At 33.6% G+C, this 20,216-nt stretch carries 21 protein-coding genes; 2 read left to right on the forward strand and 19 right to left on the reverse strand.

The window, feature by feature from the left end; all coding sequences use genetic code 11:
- The first annotated feature begins 368 nt into the window (after positions 1-368).
- Positions 369-1,514: a tyrosine-type recombinase/integrase gene (locus PVA17_RS21510; RefSeq protein ID WP_274068904.1), complete on the forward strand. Its 1,146-nt coding sequence runs from the start codon at positions 369-371 to the stop codon at positions 1,512-1,514.
- Positions 1,515-1,658: 144 nt separating this feature from the next.
- Here PVA17_RS21510 and PVA17_RS21515 read toward each other — a convergent pair whose 3' ends face one another.
- The 4 genes from PVA17_RS21515 to PVA17_RS21530 form a co-directional block, all read right to left on the reverse strand.
- Complete coding sequence (locus PVA17_RS21515) at positions 1,659-1,874, reverse strand: hypothetical protein (RefSeq protein ID WP_274068905.1); 216 nt, start codon at positions 1,872-1,874, stop codon at positions 1,659-1,661.
- Between the two features lie 257 nt (positions 1,875-2,131).
- Positions 2,132-3,343 (reverse strand): hypothetical protein, encoded by a 1,212-nt coding sequence (locus PVA17_RS21520; RefSeq protein WP_274068906.1) that lies wholly within the window; start codon positions 3,341-3,343, stop codon positions 2,132-2,134.
- Positions 3,344-3,904: 561 nt separating this feature from the next.
- The gene (locus tag PVA17_RS21525) at positions 3,905-5,773 is read right to left on the reverse strand and encodes a hypothetical protein (protein WP_274068907.1); all 1,869 of its coding nucleotides are present in this window, start codon (positions 5,771-5,773) and stop codon (positions 3,905-3,907) included.
- Positions 5,757-7,778, reverse strand: coding sequence for an AAA family ATPase (locus tag PVA17_RS21530; protein ID WP_274068908.1), 2,022 nt, complete (start codon positions 7,776-7,778; stop codon positions 5,757-5,759). The genes PVA17_RS21525 and PVA17_RS21530 overlap by 17 nt, the downstream gene beginning before the upstream one ends.
- Positions 7,779-7,815: 37 nt before the next feature.
- On the opposite strand from PVA17_RS21530, the gene PVA17_RS21535 reads away from it, so the two are divergent.
- Positions 7,816-8,559, forward strand: a complete 744-nt coding sequence (locus PVA17_RS21535; RefSeq protein WP_274068909.1) for a tyrosine-type recombinase/integrase — start codon at positions 7,816-7,818, stop codon at positions 8,557-8,559.
- A gap of 107 nt (positions 8,560-8,666) precedes the next feature.
- Here PVA17_RS21535 and PVA17_RS21540 read toward each other — a convergent pair whose 3' ends face one another.
- The 15 genes from PVA17_RS21540 to PVA17_RS21610 form a co-directional block, all read right to left on the reverse strand.
- On the reverse strand, positions 8,667-9,482 hold the full coding sequence (locus tag PVA17_RS21540) for a hypothetical protein (protein ID WP_274068910.1): 816 nt from the start codon (positions 9,480-9,482) through the stop codon (positions 8,667-8,669).
- Positions 9,463-9,918, reverse strand: coding sequence for a TFIIB-type zinc ribbon-containing protein (locus tag PVA17_RS21545; protein WP_274068911.1), 456 nt, complete (start codon positions 9,916-9,918; stop codon positions 9,463-9,465). Before PVA17_RS21545 ends, PVA17_RS21540 begins: the two co-directional genes overlap by 20 nt.
- A 195-nt stretch (positions 9,919-10,113) precedes the next feature.
- Positions 10,114-10,323, reverse strand: coding sequence for a hypothetical protein (locus PVA17_RS21550; protein ID WP_274068912.1), 210 nt, complete (start codon positions 10,321-10,323; stop codon positions 10,114-10,116).
- Positions 10,324-10,853: 530 nt separating this feature from the next.
- A complete protein-coding gene (locus PVA17_RS21555; RefSeq protein WP_274068913.1) occupies positions 10,854-11,306 on the reverse strand; it encodes a hypothetical protein in 453 nt (150 codons plus the stop codon).
- Positions 11,307-11,342: 36 nt separating this feature from the next.
- Positions 11,343-11,525, reverse strand: a complete 183-nt coding sequence (locus PVA17_RS21560) for a hypothetical protein (protein ID WP_274068914.1) — start codon at positions 11,523-11,525, stop codon at positions 11,343-11,345.
- 462 nt (positions 11,526-11,987) lie between these two features.
- Positions 11,988-12,797 (reverse strand): thermonuclease family protein, encoded by an 810-nt coding sequence (locus PVA17_RS21565; RefSeq protein ID WP_274068915.1) that lies wholly within the window; start codon positions 12,795-12,797, stop codon positions 11,988-11,990.
- 422 nt (positions 12,798-13,219) lie between these two features.
- Complete coding sequence (locus tag PVA17_RS21570; RefSeq protein WP_274068916.1) at positions 13,220-13,429, reverse strand: hypothetical protein; 210 nt, start codon at positions 13,427-13,429, stop codon at positions 13,220-13,222.
- 58 nt (positions 13,430-13,487) lie between these two features.
- Entirely contained in the window at positions 13,488-14,210 is a 723-nt protein-coding gene (locus PVA17_RS21575) for a hypothetical protein (RefSeq protein WP_274068917.1), read from the reverse strand.
- 17 nt (positions 14,211-14,227) lie between these two features.
- Positions 14,228-14,830 carry a hypothetical protein gene (locus PVA17_RS21580; protein WP_274068918.1) on the reverse strand — a complete coding sequence of 201 codons (603 nt, stop codon included), beginning with the start codon at positions 14,828-14,830 and terminating at the stop codon, positions 14,228-14,230.
- Positions 14,831-14,848: 18 nt separating this feature from the next.
- Entirely contained in the window at positions 14,849-17,140 is a 2,292-nt protein-coding gene (locus PVA17_RS21585) for a type IA DNA topoisomerase (RefSeq protein WP_274068919.1), read from the reverse strand.
- Positions 17,137-17,718 (reverse strand): metallophosphoesterase family protein, encoded by a 582-nt coding sequence (locus PVA17_RS21590; protein WP_274068920.1) that lies wholly within the window; start codon positions 17,716-17,718, stop codon positions 17,137-17,139. The genes PVA17_RS21585 and PVA17_RS21590 overlap by 4 nt, the downstream gene beginning before the upstream one ends.
- 15 nt (positions 17,719-17,733) lie before the next feature.
- Positions 17,734-18,060, reverse strand: a complete 327-nt coding sequence (locus PVA17_RS21595) for a DUF2325 domain-containing protein (RefSeq protein WP_274068921.1) — start codon at positions 18,058-18,060, stop codon at positions 17,734-17,736.
- A 77-nt stretch (positions 18,061-18,137) separates the two neighbouring features.
- The gene (locus PVA17_RS21600) at positions 18,138-18,539 is read right to left on the reverse strand and encodes a hypothetical protein (RefSeq protein WP_274068922.1); all 402 of its coding nucleotides are present in this window, start codon (positions 18,537-18,539) and stop codon (positions 18,138-18,140) included.
- A 161-nt stretch (positions 18,540-18,700) separates the two neighbouring features.
- Positions 18,701-19,243, reverse strand: coding sequence for a hypothetical protein (locus PVA17_RS21605; protein WP_274068923.1), 543 nt, complete (start codon positions 19,241-19,243; stop codon positions 18,701-18,703).
- A gap of 22 nt (positions 19,244-19,265) precedes the next feature.
- Positions 19,266-19,973: a hypothetical protein gene (locus PVA17_RS21610; protein WP_274068924.1), complete on the reverse strand. Its 708-nt coding sequence runs from the start codon at positions 19,971-19,973 to the stop codon at positions 19,266-19,268.
- Between the last annotated feature and the right edge of the window lie 243 nt (positions 19,974-20,216).

Here is a 20,216-nt window from a genome sequence, read left to right on the forward strand (position 1 = left end):
GTATAAAATCAATAAATAAATGGTCTATTTTTTTATGTGTGTTATTTATTAGTGTGTAGTACAATTAATTTATAAATATATCTGTATAAGTAGTAGATAGAATGTATAAGTCTAATTGAGGCTTCGAAAGTAAATCTTAATGCTATAAAGGAAATCCAGTGGGAAAATTTGTATTTAGGACAAAGTGCAGCTTTGTTTTATGTTACTCGTCAGGAGAAAGAATGTATGTAATAGATTGATTGAACTTTGTTGCTGTGAGACTAATCGAAATTTTTTTTGTGGATACTAGTATACTTCGATGTGTCTCACAGCCTGATTTACATAATTAAACTAATGAGTTGGAAATTTGAAAAAAGGAGGAGGAAATCATGATTCTACAAAATTACGAAAGTAGCGCCCTTCCAAGCACTGCTTCCTTCAACTTTAACTATGATCAGCAGCATATGGAGTACTTACTTACCCTAACTGAACAGTCAGAAGCCAACCAAATGCCTCGTTTCGAGGAGTTTACTGATCGTGATATGGTATTATGGTATCTTTACCATTCAAAGCAGCTGTTTAATAATCGTGGACGCAGTAAACGTTCTACGTTGAAGTATAAGGCGGAAATAGAGCAATTTCTTGAGTTTCTTCTATTATATAGTGAAGAAATTGGTGTAGACATATCGGAAATAAAAGACCATTCACTATTTAAATCATTACAACCAAGACACATACGTCGATACCAGGAGTGGCTGGCTACTAATAGCCCGTATGTAAAAAAGAAAAAGGCACAGAACAAAGACGGATACTCGATTGCAACGCTTGAAAGAAAAACAACGATTTTAAAAGGTTTCTTTAAGCAACTATTTGAATGTAAATATATAAATGAACCGTTACATGAGGGTTTTAAATCGGTTAATGTGACTAGTAATGATCGTCCGAACCGTGATATGGGACCATTTGAAGTAGTTGAATTTTTGAGATATTTTGAAGAAAAAAATAATCCCATAATGTTTACTCTAATTCTTGTGTTAGTTACGACTGGTATGCGTAATGAAGAGCTTTGTACGTTGAAAATTGAGCATATGAGGAAAGATACTATTAAAGGTGGATACTACTTGGATGTCTTAGGGAAAGGTGGAAAATGGCGTAGAATACCGTTAAAAGCTAAGGTGGCTGCAAGTATTATGGAGTTCCGAAAAATAAGGGGTTTGGTACCTATTGAAACAGCTGAAAAGGACTCTCCCTTATTCACGACAAAAACAGGTAACGCTTATTCTCCGAGTTATTTGGATCAGGTATTTAATCGAGAATTTTCGAAAATCGAGAGTAATAAAGCCATAACTCCTCATATTTTCCGCCATGCTTTTGCTATTATCTCACATATAAATGGTGCCGATATCTATAAAATTATGAAATCGCTAGGACATGAAAAAATTGAAACAACGATTATTTATATGGAGAAGGTTTTAGCTACTGATCAACATGCTATTCATGAGTGGGAAGCTGCTAATTTTGAGGGATATATCTAACATAGAGGATGACTGAACCAACGTAATTAAGTTGTGGGACTTGAAAAGGCAGAAGGGTTGTATATCAACCCTTCTGCCTTCAACTATCTAATTTACACGATAATACACCTTTTAGGATGTCATAGAAATACCTGTTTAAAGACTTTAGTCTTGTTTAAGGTTAGTTGTCGCTCTGTCTATTGCAGAGGTAAATGTTTTTTTATGTAACGTTAAAAAATGTACAAGTCTGAATTTTTTTGCGTAATAATTTTCATAAGGGTGATACTCGGCATATAGTTTTTTATTTTCGATAAATTTAAATACACTTTTTTTCTGGTTTTCTATATAAACAGCTATTGATTCTAAATCAGAGATACTCATATAATCACATCCAACTATTGTTGGATGTAAATCTTGGATTTCTTCTTTTAATCTTTCGTTATACATTGGTAATTTAGGGAATATTTGTAATGATACAAAAAATATAAATGTTATTTTTACACCCCTAAATTTTTCAGGTTCAAGTTTTAAGATATCCTTATAAGCTGTATTAGCTTGTTTTAGTGGTCTTTTGTGATTCTTCCGCTTTTTATCTTTTTATCCACTTATTTAAATTGATAAAATTACTTGAAAAGATTCTAATTAGAGCTAATTGTCTTATGTTCTTCATTAAATAAATAGTTATCAAATTGACTAAATGTATGTTGAGTATATTTTTTATCCCATAAATTTGCATATGCAGCTGTATCTGTTTTTGGCTTTGGTTGTTCTTTTTTATATTCTTCATAATTAACTGGCTTTGTTAAAGGTATTTTTTTTGCAAATTCGCTATAAAATTCAGAGTCATTTTTCATTGGAATAGCTAGATTAACACCAAAAGGAAAGCTATTTGAATCTTTTTCAACACGTTTTGAAATATAAGCTACCCCATCAATACCAAATTCAGATAGACATTGCATAACTAACTGTGAAATTATATATTCACTGCGAAAGCTTCTATCCTTTTCATTTACTTTATAAGATGTTGCTATAACCAGTGGGAAAAATGCAATTAAACTACCAACATTTTGTCCATTAATATTAAAATTAGATAAACCATTAAGTAACATTTGAGATATAGCTAAATTCAAAACCTTTACGTCACTATTTATCTCATACGAAGCAGCATTAAAATCTCTATATAAAGGTTTGTCTAATTCTAACCAACAAACATAAGATGTAAGTCCAAAATACATACACGGTACTCCGGCAATGCTAAATCGTTGTGTAGAAACGTATCCTCGCTTATTAAAAGGTATATGTAAAAAATCTTTTTTATCATATCCGACAGAGCCTACTCTTGCTCTAAAAAAAGATAGCGGTGCATTAGCTAATTTATATTGAATAGGATTTGGTTTAGAAACAATTTTAGTTATACCTCGTATCGCTGGAGAATTATCTAAACTTGATACAATAAAATTGTCACAACAATAATTTTCTAGAATATTTGATATCACTTTTTTAGCATTCGAAATATCCGCATCATAATAAAAACTTAGAGCTTTTTTAATTCCTTCAACATTTAATTTAGTACGATTATAAACTTCTTCATCTACTAACTCTCTATCTCTAATTGCTTCTAAATAATCATTCAATTTTTTATCTAAATATACTTCATAATCACAATCATTTTGTATTGTGATAGGAAGATAGAAATCATTTAATTCAATTCGTTTTGGCATATCCTCAACTATTTCTTCATGTATTTTTCCTATACCTTCTTTAATCTCTTTGTCTAATTCAGATAGCCTTCTTAGCGCTCTCTTTCTCGTTTCTTCTAACACCTTGTTGTCTTTATCTTGTTCGTCCATTGGCGTACTCCTTTACTGAATAATAAAAATAACCTTTTGTAGTTATCTTACATTTAGAGACTATTTTTTACCAATGTTTTATTTAAATAATCAAACTTATATATTCAAGGGTTAATTTTGATGGTAAGTTACGAGGCATAGGAAGCATTAGGGGAAGATATCCACTTCTAGTTGAGTTATTTACATTACGACTAAGTTGTGTGCATCACGTTTGAGTTGAGTATGGACACTCACATATAGCTTTATAATAAAGTTCGATAAAAATGCTCTGAAAAGGTTGATTTTTTATATAGAAAAAACCCACGCGTTTAGAACAAAGATTGATCAAAATAAGTGGGTTTAGTTTTGTTTGAACAAAGTTTTTAAAGAATGATTAAAATAATGATGTTTTCAATAGCTACAAGAGTTTAAACTTTAATGAAAGCCTTATTAATATTTAAAAAGCTTAGTTGTATCTCCTTCACCTACACGATACTTTCCCATTAATGCTCGAATTTTTCCTGTTTGGGTATTATATTTAAATTTATTGAAAAAATCGGTAAAAACAAAAAAAGATATTCCTCATAAGAGGAATATCTCATCGTGTTGACCAAGCCACTCGTTAAATAAAATTCGTGTTAAGTCTGACTGCCCGTACACCGTACCTTCCTTTGTTGGGGCAAGTCGGACAAATCGACCGCATGAAGAAATAATGCAGTTCCCTTCTTGCTTCGCAGGCTTTTTCCCAGCATATAAACATATCACTTCTTTGACAGGATGGCGGAAATACGGCTTTAAGCTATCCAGTACATCGCCATTGTAATTAAAGCGACTTATGCCACTATAATTATCAAGCTGCTCCATCACACTGGTCACTTGTCTATCAGAATAAATATTTTCAAGCGGACTATACTTAGCATCAAGTGCTACCGATGACTGGTACTGCAGTTCCTCTTCTTGTTGAATGAAAAAATCTACGCGAAGGTCTGGTTTACGATTCGGCTTTAATGTAAACATCATTTGCTTTTTCTCGCGTGCCTCATGTTCAAAATCCAGTTCCTCATTAAAGACAACCTGAATAATATAATTTTCAAAAGCCAATTTTACTGTCGTCCCATCAGATAAGCCCTCGTGAATAAAGCTCGATTTAAGTTGGTCAGTTAAATTCGTTTCATGTGCAACAAACCCTTGGGCCAAAAATGCATCAATCACACTAAAGAAAGTAAAGTATTCATACAATTCCTCTGTTCGTTTATACACTGGCAAACGTAGTTCGGTCTGTCCCTCATCTTGTAAAGCACGTTCAAACTCCTTGTACATTTGATACACTCCGTTATAAGCTGGGTGAGCACCGAGAGAATTGCGCTGGGCACGTCTGGACGAAATCCCACTCCAAAACTGATTATTTAGCACACTTTCCAAACTTTTAATACAGAAATTGATTTGCTGTGTCATCTGTTGATATTTCGTATACTGCTTTTTAAACTTGATTAAATTATCTTTATTTAACTTGATTTTATTGCGATATTTTTTTCGTGTCCCTTCGGAAATGTTGCGGCTGCGTAGTAACTCTGCAAACCGTGCCTCATTATTAACCAAGGCTTCTTGTAATTGCTGTTGCTTGTGTTGCGTGTTTTTCACGAAATCTTGTAAAAAGGCACGCATGTCTAATAAATGTGCTAAAATTGCTGTCGCAAACCGCTTCGCATTGCGGTTTTCCTCCGAATCTTCTACAAAATGAATAGTACGGTTGTAGAATTTCGCTTCTTTATTCGCTAATCCTTTAGCGGTTAATTCCCATTGTAAACTTTTCCTGTCCATTCTGCGGGGCACCGACTGGACTTTGTACTGTTTCGAAACACCTTGCGTGCTATGATGTTCTATCATCAAAAGATGATTTAAGAAAGGACGCTCAGTTTTTTGATACTTTTCCCACAAGTACCAAAAGGCTGTTTCCTTAATATCATCCATGCTACCCCACGTTTTTTTGTATTTCAAATAATCGACAATAAGCCCCTTTAATTTTTCTTCGAGCAGCTCATTCATCATTTCAAGCTCATCTTCTTCTAAGTTTATTGGCTTTACTTGAAAGGCAGCAAAGTAACTCTTGCCTTCATGAATGACTTCAAAATGGTATGTCCCTACGCTCCAAAAGTAAGGAGCTCCGCCTGGGTGAATTTCATGAAAGGTCTTGTCTTCACTAAGTGAAAAGGGGATAAATTCATCCTTTTCTGCATTACTCATTACACTCCATTTTACTTCTACCTGTTCCCCGTTTGTTTCTATCCCCATGCCTAACTTCACAAGCTCTGTTACCGGGTAGACAATGTCTTGTATCTCCGTCGTTGATGTAGTCAACACATCAATATAGTTTTTTGTCCATTGTCCACGCAATAAATACAAACGAAAAGGTAGAGTATCGCCCGTTGTGAGATTAGTAAGCGAAACCATAGTTCGTCAACTCTTTCATTTTAGAATCGATTAAATCGATGGTATGTTCAAACTTACTGTAAGCTTGAGCGTGGTCCGAAAGAAGGAAGTGTAACAACGTTCCTATCTGGTCTTCTTTTGTATTCAGTAATGGGCGAACAAACGAATCGATACCGCGAATTTTAGAAATGATCCGTTGCTTGATTTGTAGATCAAAGGCTTCTGCACGGTTTAAGTACGGTACGTTGGATGCGTCTTTTGGAATATTGTTTAAGTAAAAGGCAATGCTTTTAGCTGTACGGAACGACACTCCTTTTTGACGATCTTGTTTATTGATTAAACGGTGCAATTCGTCCAAAATCTCAATTTCAACTTTCGCTAAATGATAAATTGTTGAATCTTCTCGCTTAATCCATTTTCGATAAGTCCCTTTTGTACAGTGTACCGGCTCCGCTTCGATTAATTCACGTTCACCATAGCAATGCTTATACATATCTTCTAAAGTATTTTTCTTCGGGATAAAGACGTTCGCTCTATCAAGTAATCGGTCCGAGAATAGCTTGGTTGTTTCATCAAAGTTCACCGTTCCGACAAAAGTAATGTTTTGCCCAATCTTGATTTTGCTTGGGTACTGATTCACGCAGTGACTACGTTCATTGAATAGTTGTAAGTAACGTTTGTCATCACTTACCTCTAATAGCGAAATAAATGGACTGAACCAATGCTCGACTTGCGCCAAGTTCATCTCATCAAAAATAACAATGAACATTTTACTATCATCTTTACGCGCATCTTCCTTCTCCGCCTCTAATAATAAGCGCACAAGGCCCGTTTCACTTTCATTATAAATACCGGTATTCGGGTTTAAGTACCCTAAAATATCATTAGGCTCCGTATAAGCTGGTGATATCGGTAACATTAATACTTCACGCCCGAAGCTCATCCCAAGCGTATCAGCATATACTAACGCGAGTTGTGATTTCCCAATCCCGGACATGCCACCAACAATCGTTAACAGGTTGGTTTTCATACAAATATGGAAGTTGTATAAATCTTCATCACTGTAATACAAGCCTTTATTAATGGCATTTTGCTTAAACTGCTCTAAGAAGAACGCTTCAATATTGTCATCTTTTTTTACAGGCTCTTCAATTGATGCAACAGGTGTGGACACCTCATCTGTAACCACAACTTCGGGCGAAGTAACCGCCCCCTTTTCGGGGCGCTGATACGTCACGGCTGTATGTAGGAATTTCATTGGCTCATCGCGTAAATTTAACATTTCTTTTGATGGCACGAGTAAAAGAGAATGGCGTAAGGAGTTCAATAAAATCTTATCACTAAATTTCGACGATTCTAAATCCATGAATTCTACTTCATCAGTAATTTTAGGAATATATGTAATGGCATTCTCCGTTTCTTTTAAACTAATATTCGAGTAAATACGGCCTTGTAAATGTAAAAATTCAGGCTCACTCATCGAATTTGGGTAACTTGGTAACACAAAGGGTAACGGTTGTTTTACAAGTTTAATCTCAAAATCATGACGGGTTTCACCTTGCTTTAATAACGGGGTCGGAATAATTGTGTAACCTCTTTCAAATTTTGGTACTCCGTCTACTTTTGGTGCGTCAAATACTTCCACAATATCTACATATAAGTAACTACGCGGATTTCTTACCTTAAATAAAACAAGCTTGTTCGATAAAAAATCATAGACCATCTCACGCTTTTCAACCATCGACTGATTAGTACCTAAAATCTCACTTAAGACGCGCCCATTATCTCTTGACCTTGTACTCCCTGTAAACACCCTGTTCTGATACCAAAACGAATCTTCTAATTCATTTGGGATTTCAGACAAACATTTAATTTGAAACTGAATATATTCCTGAAACTCATCTTGAAACGAAACAGGCTTGAGTTGTGTGCCAACTAAATCATTGGGTTGTGCGAGTCTCCCAACAAAATACATATCTTTTAATTGTACTTCCATAAAGGAGCTTACATCATATTTTAATTTCAAGTGTGTTCTTCCCTTCAATTCACAGCATATTGCATATTTGTATTTTTATTTAAATTTTAAAGAAGTATATGGTAAAAATCAAATAATGGTCGATATTAACTCACAAAAGCAACTATTTGAATGTAATTATATAAATGAACCGCTTCACGATGGTTTTAAATCGGTTAACGTTACTAGTAATGATCGACCGAACCGTGATATGGGACCATCTGAAGTAGTTGAGCTTATAAGATATTTTGAAGAAGAAAATAATCCTATTATGTTTACTTTAATTCTTGTGTTAGTTACCACTGGTATGCGTAATGAAGAGCTTTGTACATTGAAGGTTGAACATATGAGGAAAGACACTATTAAAGGCGGATATTTCTTAGATGTCTTAGGGAAAGGTAGAAAATGGCGTAGAATACCGTTAAAAGCTAAGGTTGCAGCAAGTATTAAGGAGTTCCGAAAAATAAGGGGTTTGGCACCAATTGAGACAGCTGAAAAGGATTCTCCCCTATTCACAACGAAAACTGGTAACGCTTATTCTCCGAGTTATTTGGACCAGGTATTTAATCGCGAATTTTCGAAAATAGAGAGTGATAAAGTAATAACTCCCCATATTTTTCGTCATGCTTTTGCTATTATCTCGCATATTAATGGTGCCGATATCTATAAGATAATGAAATCCCTGGGTCATGAGAAAATTGAAACAACGATTATTTATATGGAGAAGGTTTTAGCTACTGATCAGCATGCTATTCATGAATGGGAAGCGGTTCAGTTTGAGGGCTATATATAGAGGAAGTTTATAATAAGGAATGTTTTTTATTTAAAACTCCATTTTGAAAAAAACTGTTCAAAATGGAGTTAATCTTTCTAACTAAGTATTTATAAAAGTTTGATCAATTATGTTAAGTATGGCCCCACAATGGTTCCTAGCTTGTTTAGATTTTCTACAAGCTGTACAGCATCAGGGATGTTTTTAATTGTAGTTTCAATGCCGTTCCAAGCAGTTTTTAAGAATCCTCTTTTAGGGTTTTCTTTTTTTAACTCTTCCTGTATAACATCTACATTGTCATTGATTATTTCTTTATTACTTTCTGAAATTTCATCTGTTAGTAAGGCTTTTATAGAAGCAACAATAGTTTCTAATTCGGCACCTTGAATATTATTTGTTTGATGAGCTTCAAGTGTAGAATTATCTTTAGATATATTTACTTGTGCTTGTCCCCCATTTATATTAATCATAAATTTTGCCTCCTCATCGTATCCCATTTCAATTGCGATCTCAGTTAAGTAATCTTCAATGTGATTGACAAATGGAAGAACTACTCTTGTTGCGAAGTTTTTAGTGATCTCTTGATACTGTCTCCCACCGTATGCTTGACCGTAATATGTAACATGCATATCACTTTGGTTTAAATATTTTAAAAGCTTATAAGTATAAATCAATTCTTCTTCTATTGTTTCTCCGGTATAAAAATACTTTGCTCCGTATGATTCTACCACATCTTGCACTTGCGTACTTAAATCCTGGTCACTACATACTATATCGAAACTATTGATATAGTTGTAAATCAAAGGTGTTTTATCAATATGCTTTAAGAACATTTTTAATATTGAATCGAATTCATCGTAATGAGCATTTATCACTCTATTCGCATAGGATCTAAAAGCTTTACTTGTTTTTCTTAAATCTTTCTTAGTGATTTCCATCATCATTCACCCCACAAAATGGACAATAGCTACCTATTAATTTTACTATTGGTTTAATTTTCGCTTCTCTTTGACAGCACTTATATTTTTGAATATCAAGTAGTTCTATTCCAGCTACAATTGGATTTTCATGCTTATGAGAGGACTTTTTTACTTTAACTGAAACATTTTTGTTGCGGTTGCTTTTTTTGACTTTATTAAATGAGTCGAATAAAGCATCATCAATCATATTTTCCCCCATGTTTAAAGCCAATTCAATTACATCTTCAGTTAAATAATTATCACTTTTAATCCCGCAATTTGGGCACCAAATTTGAATCACATCTTCAGCTTCGGCATCTTGGGGTTTGAGTTTAAAGAACCCTGAGCATAATGGGCATTGCAAAAGGCAGAAACCATCTTTATCAGAAGGAATAGATATTTCAAAATTTAAATCTGTCATTTATTCATCCTCTTTTCGATGATTTATTATATATTACTACTATCTTACCAAATAAAATGGATTTTATGAGATATAAAAGGAGAGCAATTTATAATATTTATTTAAACCTGAATCACGATTTAGATAATAACTCCGTAATCTTTATTTTTCTTCTTAGGCTCGTAGCCAAAACCGAATTATAGCTTGTTTAATGCATTAAAACAAACTTAACTGTTCTAAACGTTCTTCGTTTGTGCTTATTGGTTTTCTAATTAGTGTACCAGGAACATACACTTCCCATCCTCTTTCATTGCGAATAAGATAATAATTATCATCTCTGTGTTCTATGATTTTTGCTTTTGTCCACTTGTTCCACCATGCGAAAGTTTCAACGATTTCATTGGTTGAGAGTCCAAAATCGTACATTCTATATAGCTCTCTATATCTTGGAACTAACTTATTTCTTTCAGCCAATCTATTTTGCTTAAAGACTCATTAATCTTTTGGCTTGTTTCCATCATTTCCTTATATATTTCTGTGTTTTTCATAAAATTATCCTCACTTAGTTTATTTAACTTCAAAAATATATAAAAAAAGAGTCTGTTTAAACAGACTCTTGAATATCTATTGAGTAATTTAGTTGTTTCTCAATAAAGTGCAATTATATATTTTTTTCCTCTTTACCCCATGTTAAGCAACGTTCAACAACAAATGCGATACCTAAGCAAATAATATCGTGCCAATAGTTTGGCTTTAAATAACCTATCGTAAGCCACTCAATAAAGCACCAATAAATTGGTAATGCAAATGTAATAACAATTACTCGCTTCCACCTTTTTTTCGCCTGTCATTCTTAAAAATTCGTAGCGAAAAGTACGTAATATGTTCATATAACTTCCCCCTAAATAAAGCGTAATCTTGCTCTACAAAAAAAGCCTAAAGCCTACATAATAAGTTCATTTTTTTATCTCGTAAATTGGCCCTGAAGCACTCTTACAATTCTCGTACCAAGTAATTTTAGAAAATGGTACGGGTCTTTTAAGCCATTTCAGTATTTTGTAATAGTCACCTAAAGTACGGATTCTATGACCTTGCCCCTTTAAATACTTGTTCAATATTGTTTTAGGTAATATAAAGTCTTTGGGTATTTCTTCTAAGTGAGAAAAATACACTTTATAGTCTCCGATAGGGATTTTACAGATTTCATTGAAATCAGATTCTAAGAGCTTTCCTTCTTTAATCGCCTCTTGAATTGAATCATATGTTAAATGTAATTGAGGTGGTTCAAATTCAGACCAATTTGTAACTTTTATTGGTTCTACGGTATTAAGAACTTGAAGGAATACTCCATTTATACAATCAATTCCAAATGCAAAAATATTACTACCTGATTCATACGTTTTTCTCATATTTTCCACTCTCCAATAACTATGTTATTTAATCTCTTATTGTTCATGATCATCTAATAAGCTTGTTAGATCAATCGTGTTTTCTAAATCACACAATCGACTGTTCATAGCATCCTCTATTGATTCATCATCTAGATTCTTCGCTTGCAAAGCAGCTATAATATTTCTTTGCAAATCCTCCGGAAATAATCCGATATACTGCGATTTATAATGATTCATAAAAAACATCCTCCTAAACTGTGTTATTTGCGTTTTTAAACAACAAAAAAAGCCTTTGTAACTTATTATTGAACAGCACAAAAAAGCTGTTAAATAAGTCACAAAGACTTGTCATTGATGGTTACATACAGACTCTAATAGAAGGTCTGAAAAAAATAAGAAAAAATATTACATATTTATGATACCATTCATCAAAAAAAATAGGAAGATTAATTGGATTTGTTAAATGTGATGTTCTCAATTTCTTTAGACTTCGACGAATCGTAGAATGAGTCATACTCCTGTAATATATATAACGCTTATTTTCACTAGTACCTTGTGTCAAGTTGCATGATTTATCTTCCTCGTAAAAGCAAAACCCGCTTCAAAAGACTTCAATAGAGGTGATTTAATCTCAACCTAATTTAGTCATTTTGAAGCGAGCTTTTTCCGTCTTTTTATTCAATGTTTTTTCAACATGGCCTAATGTTGCTTACTCCAAATACCTTTTTTATTCTCTTTGGCCATCAATTCCGCTTGTTTATATTCCTCTAAGTATGTCGTATTCGGTTCATTAATATAGGCTATTTTGGCAAGTCCTTCTTCTAATAAAAGTACATTAAGTAATTTTTGGTCCATGAAGACGTGCATTAATTCTCTACCGTACTTGTCTTGTTTATCACCTAGATCATGCTTAAGCCATATAGAATTAGCATTCTCTAATTTTTCTTGCACGAAATTTTTGCTTTCTATAGCGAAGTCTTCAAGTTCCCCTGTTTTTTTGTTTTTTATTTCGGGGGCATCTACCAAAAGACTGCGAATTTTTATTTTCTTCTTCCCAGCAAGAGCGGTATTGCTTAAATCAACTTCATTTAGTACATCCCCGGTATCCCCTATTTGGTACGCTGACACGATGGTAGCCGTGATCGTATCACCGTCATAGTTAGATGAATACTGAGCCTTGTAAATGACATCGGTAGTTTGGCTTTTATTTGTTCCAGATGACCTAAAAAGCTTGATAAGCCCCTTTAAGTCCTCTAAGGATATATCCTTAATATTTGAATGGTTGGTTATTAAATTGGATACTTCTAATACCCTATTATCATTTAGTTCGGTACTTTTAGCTACGTCTTGTGCAACATGCTTTAATTCGCCAATGATGCTATCTTGCTCAGGATAATTAGTTTCAGAAACTTTATTAGCGAGGGTTTCCCCCGATTCGATACACCCGGTCAACATTATAATGGTAATTGAAATTAGTATTGAGTACATTATTGTTTTTAAGTTCAACATGGTCGTTCTCCTTTAATGGATAAGTAAATATTTCTTTTATGACCTGGTTTACTAGAGGAACTAATTCATCATCATTTGCAGCAATTTGCCTAATAGAATTTAAAATGAAACGTCTCAAATCATTATTTGTACCAAAGAATAGTGAATGTTCATACTGTATTAGAAGTTTTAAGGTAAATTCGAAATCTTCTTCAGCAAGATAGTAAAGGTATTCGGGCACCTTTGTGATTAAATCTTGTATCCAAGTACTAATAGCATTCTTATCATTTGATTGAAAGTCCAAGGATATCGAACGGATATATTTAAGTGCATCCCATTGTAACTCATTACTGTAAAAAGATTCAGCTGTATGAAGGCTTACTGAGCTTATTTCGGAATCAGTTATTGTTTTCGTTATGATTATGGGTTCAATAGTATGTAATCTAGAAGTCAATAGATTCACCCTTTCCACCGTAGCAGTCAAAGTGGACGAAGCCTAATTTCCCGTCATTATCGTAATCAAACCAACCGCCTTTGGTTGTTTGATCGTCTGTTGATACGTGTTCAAAACATTCCGAGCAACACCATGTGTCTTCGGGTGTAATTGGCAAACCGTCAACGCACCAACCTGTTTTTATACTAGTTTTAGCCATGCGTTTTCCGCCTTTCTATGCGATTTCAAATTTTTTCTTCCGTAAGTGATCTTTTTAGTCATGCATTAGGTATAGTACCTTCTTTAATGTTAAATGCTACATTATCTTTACCTTTAGGCGTTAAGGTAATTAGGTTGCCGTAAATATCTTTTGCTGTAAATATTCCAATAGAATAGATTTCATCAAGCCATTGTTCCTCGAATTTAGTTTTTCCGATCTTAAAAAAGAACCGCATTGTTTTACCATCAATAAATGTAACCTCAACTTCGGTAATTCCTGTTTCAGACATGCTCTCATCGAATGGATCATATTCCTGCTCTGTACTATTATCGGGTTCTTTTTCTAGCTCCTCGTCTAAGTCCTCCTCTATCCCAATACCTACATTCGATTGAGCTGGTAAAAATGGATTTATATAGTCCTCTTTGTGTTTATTTTCTATATGGGTTACTTGATGTACTTCCTCTTCTTCACTATCTATCCGAAAGTTAAAGCCATCTTTATTATAATCATCCTGCTCTTCTAGGATTGAGGGGCCTTTATTTATGGGTGTATTTAATACAGGATCATTATTTATCGTTATTGGAGCACCGTGTGCAGTTTCGTTCATTGGTTTAGTTGTAGTTGTAGCGTTATTTAATATTTCTTCTCGACGTAACAATATGTTTTGATGATTTTGCTCCTCTAATCTTTCCACTGCTTTTTTAGGGTTTGAAATTGTGACTTCTGGTAAATGTTCTTTCTCGTTATTTTTCTTTAGAGGAAAAATTGATGTAATTCTCATACATAACACCTTCCATATTAAAATTTTATGATATTCAAATCATTCTGTTGGACTATTTGATAATCTAATTGGTTAGAGTGTAATAAGCTTATTAAAGGTGAATTGAGTCTTGATATGTCGTTGTTAATAATATTTATTAACTCTATATGTTGTGACCATTCCTTTTCTTGATATAAGTTTTCTGCAAAGATCTCGATATTTAAAGAAACATTATTCAATGCACTCACTTGTTCCGGGTATAATTTTTCATATCTTAATAAGTCGCCTTGATAGGTATTAATTAACTTTTTACAATTATTGAGCTGATTATTAGTGAGGCCTACGTAATTTCTTCCCTTTGATAATAAATCCTCATAAGCTGGTCTAACATCCGTTTGGAATTTGCCAAAAGCATACTTGGCAAACATAAGAATATCTTTTTGTTTATCTGTTAAATAATGAGGATTATTTAATTCAATAAACTCTTTAGAAGGAGCCACATCACTCCCCTTAGAATGAAGCATATAAATACCTGCAGCTACTAAAATACTGATAAATGCAGTGAAAGCAATATACTTGAATTTCTTCTTTTTATAAGAAAATAGGAATGAATCTCTTTTGCTTCTTTTAATTAATCCCATTGAAATCCATCCTTTCAGTTATTTATTCTTTTTAGATTTGTCAAATTGTATTTTATAATCTTCAGTAAAGGTAAGTGCAGTTTCAAACACAACGTTTTTGCCAGATAGAAACCCTTTAATGACGGATGTTTTTCCTTTTGTAATTAATTTTTTTAGCTGGGATTCAGACAGTTTCTTTTTCGCGACAGTTTTACTTATTGAAAATTCACAACCATTTTTATACTCATCGCAAGAAACAAAGTTACCACGATCTATAACGTTTCCTTTTTTACATTTTGGACATGGTCCATAAACACTGTTCTTGAGTGCTTTATTTGCCTCTTCTACAAGTGATTGGATAAGTTGTGGATTTGAGAAGTTAATTTTTGTAGTAGATATCAAATGGTTAATAAAATTGTTGATTTGGTTTAAAAACGTAATTGCAGATGCCCTACCTTCACCTATAGACTTTAAATAACTTTCCCATTCTGCAGTCATATGAGGACTTGATAATAATGTTCCATCAAGTGCAAAACAAAGTATTTTACCTTTAGGGGTTACATGTACTTTATTTTTTCTTACTTCGATTAATTTGTTTGATTTTAATGCTTCTAAGGCATCGGCTCGTGTAGCTTCCGTTCCTATCCCTTTAACTTCTTTTAAAATCCTTGCACTATCTTCATCATCAAGTAACGAACCACATGTTTGCATGGCATCTAAAAGTTGCCCTTCCGTATAGACCGAAGGCGCGCTTGTCGTGCCTTCATGCACTTTTAACATACATTTGCTACGTTCATTTATACTTAGTTTTCCATCTATCGTTATAGAGTCCGCATCATCTTTTTCTGCGTCAGCATCCGAATTTAGTTCCTTTGGCCATAGCTCTTTAAATCCTATATTAATATCCCTTTTACAAACGGTTTTAAATGCCATAGAATTTACGGCTGTTGTAATGGATGTCTTTTCGTACTGATAATCACTATGGAACATAGCTAATGTTGTTCTTAAGATTTCTAGGTAAATATTTAATTCATCTTTTGAAAGTTTTGATAATTCCTCTTCTGTAGGTATTTTTTTTGTAGGAATGAGTCCGTAATGTTCAGCCACCTTTTTTGAGTTCACAAAACGTTTTCTGGGTGTTTCATATGCGTTTACAAATGATATACCCAGTACTGATTTATAGCCCTCTACACGTTCTAATAAGTATTCAAACTCAGCCTCCGTGATAAAGGTGCAGCTTGTACGTGGATAAGAGACTAACTTGTACTTTTCGTATAAAGTTTGAACAATAGTAAGGGTCTTTTTAGGTGACATCTTCCACAATCGGTTTGCTTTTGTTTGTAAAGTCATAAGCGAATGTAGTGTGGGAGCCATTGACTTTTTCTCTTCAATTACAATATCGCTTATATGACCTATATACTGGTTCGTGTCAGAGAGGGAATGGGTCTGTAAAATATCCTTTATTTCGCTCATAGAATTCGTTTTTACAGCGGCTTTGCCCTGGTATCGTACACCTTTTTCTGAAGTAAACTCTCCATACAGTTCATAAAAATTTTCAGGTTCGAAATTCTCTATTTTTTGCTCTCTGCGATAAGCTAAAAACAAAGTTGGGGACTGTACCCTTCCAACTCCAAATGTGATGCTTCCTCCCAGTGCAGATGTGTAATTCACGTTATTTTGACATGATGTTAATGCATTCTGGATTAATACACTGTAGAGTCTAGACGCATTAATACCGACTAAAAAATCAGCAATGGATCTTGCTTTTGCCTCTTCATACATCATCAATGCTTTTCTATCATCCTGTAGATTGTTGAAACCCTTGAATACTTCACTTTTCTCCAGAGAATTAATCAAAAGTTTTTTTATAACTACATTTTGAAGCTCTTTTGGGGACAGACAGTGATATAGAAGGTTACGGAAAATCAGTTCACCTTCTCGGTCCTGATCGACAGCTGAGCAAATAATTGGAGGTTTCCCATCAATAGTTTGTCCCTTCAAAGCTACTTGTCGAATTAAGTTTTTCACTGCTTTAAAGTGCTCTTCTTCCCCTTTTTTTACCTTGTATAAAGGTTCTCCTTCTATTTGAAGCGGTAAAGTCTCTAAACTCCATTTCTTAAGGTGCTCCTGTCCTGGATATTCAAAAACCTCACATAATTCTAATAGATGTCCAGAAGCCCAGGTAACAATCGCTCCAAAGGGAAAGGTACTACAGGCTTTGAGTAACACGTAGTATTTATTCGTCTGCGCAATATTAAATGCTGCACAATAATCCATTGCTTGATTTCTCTTCTCGCTAATGATAATCATATTTGGAATAGTTGCTGTCATTTTTTACTCGACTCCATATCTTCAACGTTATCTAATTCGATCAAACTGAAGGGATACACTGACTCTATGTTTACATTGGCCAAGGTTCGTTTAAATGGCTTATGAATCCTTCCATGAATTATGTTTTTTACATAACCATTAAGAATTAATTTGCTATATGCTTGAAATCCTTCAGATGCTAAAGTACCTTTTACATCCCCATATGCAGGATTGGTATACGAGATCAATACATCGACGTTACTCATCTCTAACTGTTTAATAAAATCAATTACTTGATTTTCATTATGAACCTGTTCTTCTTTTTCGTATTCGTACTCTCTTGGTTCACCACCAAATCCTGCAAAACGTAATCCTCCATATTCAAAGCACTTATGGTGGATGTCAACCACAGGAGTATCAGTATATAGAGAAGGATGGCATCGTTTACTGAGTAATCCTAAAACTGGAACCTCGTCATAGATCCTACAAATTTTACTGACCATTTTGCTGGGTATATTCCCTAATAATATGACTAGATCGACTTCCTCATTGGGTATCTCCAATGTTGTTCTAATATCTGAAAAAGCTAAAATCTTCAAGCATTTCACCTCTCATCAAGCGGTTTTTCCTAGCTCTGCAAGTCCATTTGTAATAGCAGCACTAGCTCCGAAACCATTTTGGAAAATAATATTCACTTTTAATTCCCTACACAATTCTTTCACCATATTCATTGTTGGATGACTACAAGCACCTAATAAAACAACAACGCAATCACCTTTTTTGATTATCGGCAAAAAAGTGTTTTTAACTGTATTTCGTCCTTTGCCCATACGGTCCTTACCGTTATGAAATAAAATGTCACACCCTTTCTTTGCTCCAACTTTTTTGAATGTATTTTCTTGGCTTCCGCCAATAATAGTTATTGTTGGTTTGTTTTTCATATGTTTATCCTCCATTAATTGTAATTTAAGTAAATTATATAACATTAACGGAAAATTGTAAATCTCATTTTATAACATTAGTTTGCATTTGTCTTACTCATGTTTTCCATATAGATACCTCCTCCCTGAACTATATTCATTACCTCCTGGATTCGAAGCACTGAAAAATGTAAATTGACTATTGCTTTTACTCCTATTGAAATTAAGTCTTGAACACTGTAATTTCGAATATGCGAACAATCGGTACATACAACAGGAATGGAATGTCCTTGGCAATACTTGATTACTTTATCAAGTAGATCAGGATGCATCCCTGTACCTACAATCCAAGCTATCCCTGTTGAGATAGCTTTTAAATTTTCCATTTTTGAATTGTTAATATCTATGACTTTAATGTTATTGTTTCCAGCCAATTCGATTAGTTTGCTCCAATTATCTGTCTCCTTTTCAGCGACAGAAATTAGATGTACTTGTTTCAAAAAAATCACCCCTATACAAAAAAACACCCATCTAAAACAAACACAGCGAATTTGCTATGTTTACATTAGAGGGGTGTTCCCTTTATATTATTTAGTTTTATTTATAATAAGATAAATTTATTATAGCATTTATTCTTAAGCACTTGCAAGATGTGGAAACTCTACATGATACCAAAAATAAATGGGCCTATTAATGCAAATAATATCATCATTAATGATACATTTAAGGTATTTTTGGACCATCTGTGATACTCGGGATGTGCTATTAATTTATGAGCTAAACGGAATAGTAAACTTAACATTAACGCAATGAGTCCAATAAAAATTGTCATCTGTGAAATAGCCAAAAGAACTGTAGAAAATGCATCATCTACATCGCCCTCACTACGGAAAGATAAAATAATCATAGGTACTGCACGTAGACTTAGCATGCCTAAAAAAGTCCATAGCATGAGTGTTTGTGCAAATTTTTGCCATTGTCCATTTTTAAATATGATAGCCATGATCATCATAATTACTGCACAGAGGAACATAATAGTTATAGCATTAATACCCCAAGTAAATATTTTTTCTGTTGCCTTAGCACCTACAGCAAATAGATTATCCAATACCCCATCAAAGGTTTGTTCATCTGCGACAACCATGTGATTTTCATCAAAATTACCAGGCGGCGGTTTCAGAGGCAAAGCATTAAGCAATTTCATGTGCATCAACTCCCTTGTAAAATTAAATAAGTATTTTTTCAAATGCTATTGCTGGAAGACTGATTAGAGAATTATCTAATATAAGGTTTCCGTCCAAACAATCTATTGAAAAAGTAATTGTATGGCTATTTAGGGTTTGTTCATATATTTTCAAAAGAAATGCTGACCAGTCTGCTTTAGTTTTCTGACAAGGTGCAATAGGATTTTGACAGACGTACAAAATTTCATCCTTTGAAAATGTTAAGAATGCATGTAAATGATATAAATTATAATTACTTGCTTTTATTTCGAAACGCTGCACATACTCGGCGATAGGAATAAATAGTTGTGACACTGGTTGGAAGAAATCTTTAAAATTTGAACATTTCTCAAAAGGTATTTTTATCTCAACTCTTACTTTTTCCCCAATTAAACTATCACTAGCGGGTGATGTGCTGACAGCTGCATGTACAATTACAGATGCATTAATGCCTTTTTTTGATTTTAATGCTTCATTTGTAAGTGCTCTTAAACTAAACAATTCTCTATTCACTAGCTCTTGTATTTCATTTGAAAATTGATTCACATATGATGTTGTTAGCATAAACGGCCTATGATTAGAATATTCCATACTCTCGTTCTTAAACTGGATACGCACATCTTCTTGTGAGAATTGTGAAGTAAGTGATATAGTAGTTGGCAATTGATTATTTTTTGTTATATTTTTTGATAACTCCGTATTATTAAACATTTAAAGACCTCCATTTTTCACTTCAAATTTATTTCATATTTCTTGTCGATGGCCAATTGGATGATTAGTGATTCAATGTATTCATACTTTAGACAACCTATATATTAAAATTATTATGTACGATTGGAATTGGACAATATAGTAATTTATAGTCAAATTAACCTTCTTAATAGGTTTTATCGCCTATAAATCAAATTTTCTATATATAAAATATACATACATAAGTAGTATTATCTTCCAATG

The organism is Lysinibacillus sp. CNPSo 3705 (assembly GCF_028674935.1).
Classification (GTDB): Bacteria; Bacillota; Bacilli; order Bacillales_A; family Planococcaceae; genus Lysinibacillus.

Excerpts from the sequence above, each read along its gene's own strand:
- PVA17_RS21510 (WP_274068904.1), top strand. The coding sequence starts at position 369 with ATGATTCTACAAAATTACGAAAGTAGCGCCCTTCCAAGCACTGCTTCC.
- PVA17_RS21515 (WP_274068905.1), bottom strand. The coding sequence starts at position 1,874 with ATGAGTATCTCTGATTTAGAATCAATAGCTGTTTATATAGAAAACCAG.
- PVA17_RS21520 (WP_274068906.1), bottom strand. The coding sequence starts at position 3,343 with ATGGACGAACAAGATAAAGACAACAAGGTGTTAGAAGAAACGAGAAAG.
- PVA17_RS21525 (WP_274068907.1), bottom strand. The coding sequence starts at position 5,773 with ATGGTTTCGCTTACTAATCTCACAACGGGCGATACTCTACCTTTTCGT.
- PVA17_RS21540 (WP_274068910.1), bottom strand. The coding sequence starts at position 9,482 with ATGATGATGGAAATCACTAAGAAAGATTTAAGAAAAACAAGTAAAGCT.
- PVA17_RS21545 (WP_274068911.1), bottom strand. The coding sequence starts at position 9,918 with ATGACAGATTTAAATTTTGAAATATCTATTCCTTCTGATAAAGATGGT.
- PVA17_RS21550 (WP_274068912.1), bottom strand. The coding sequence starts at position 10,323 with ATGTACGATTTTGGACTCTCAACCAATGAAATCGTTGAAACTTTCGCA.
- PVA17_RS21555 (WP_274068913.1), bottom strand. The coding sequence starts at position 11,306 with ATGAGAAAAACGTATGAATCAGGTAGTAATATTTTTGCATTTGGAATT.
- PVA17_RS21560 (WP_274068914.1), bottom strand. The coding sequence starts at position 11,525 with ATGAATCATTATAAATCGCAGTATATCGGATTATTTCCGGAGGATTTG.
- PVA17_RS21565 (WP_274068915.1), bottom strand. The coding sequence starts at position 12,797 with ATGTTGAACTTAAAAACAATAATGTACTCAATACTAATTTCAATTACC.
- PVA17_RS21570 (WP_274068916.1), bottom strand. The coding sequence starts at position 13,429 with ATGGCTAAAACTAGTATAAAAACAGGTTGGTGCGTTGACGGTTTGCCA.
- PVA17_RS21575 (WP_274068917.1), bottom strand. The coding sequence starts at position 14,210 with ATGAGAATTACATCAATTTTTCCTCTAAAGAAAAATAACGAGAAAGAA.
- PVA17_RS21580 (WP_274068918.1), bottom strand. The coding sequence starts at position 14,830 with ATGGGATTAATTAAAAGAAGCAAAAGAGATTCATTCCTATTTTCTTAT.
- PVA17_RS21585 (WP_274068919.1), bottom strand. The coding sequence starts at position 17,140 with ATGACAGCAACTATTCCAAATATGATTATCATTAGCGAGAAGAGAAAT.
- PVA17_RS21595 (WP_274068921.1), bottom strand. The coding sequence starts at position 18,060 with ATGAAAAACAAACCAACAATAACTATTATTGGCGGAAGCCAAGAAAAT.
- PVA17_RS21605 (WP_274068923.1), bottom strand. The coding sequence starts at position 19,243 with ATGAAATTGCTTAATGCTTTGCCTCTGAAACCGCCGCCTGGTAATTTT.
- PVA17_RS21610 (WP_274068924.1), bottom strand. The coding sequence starts at position 19,973 with ATGTTTAATAATACGGAGTTATCAAAAAATATAACAAAAAATAATCAA.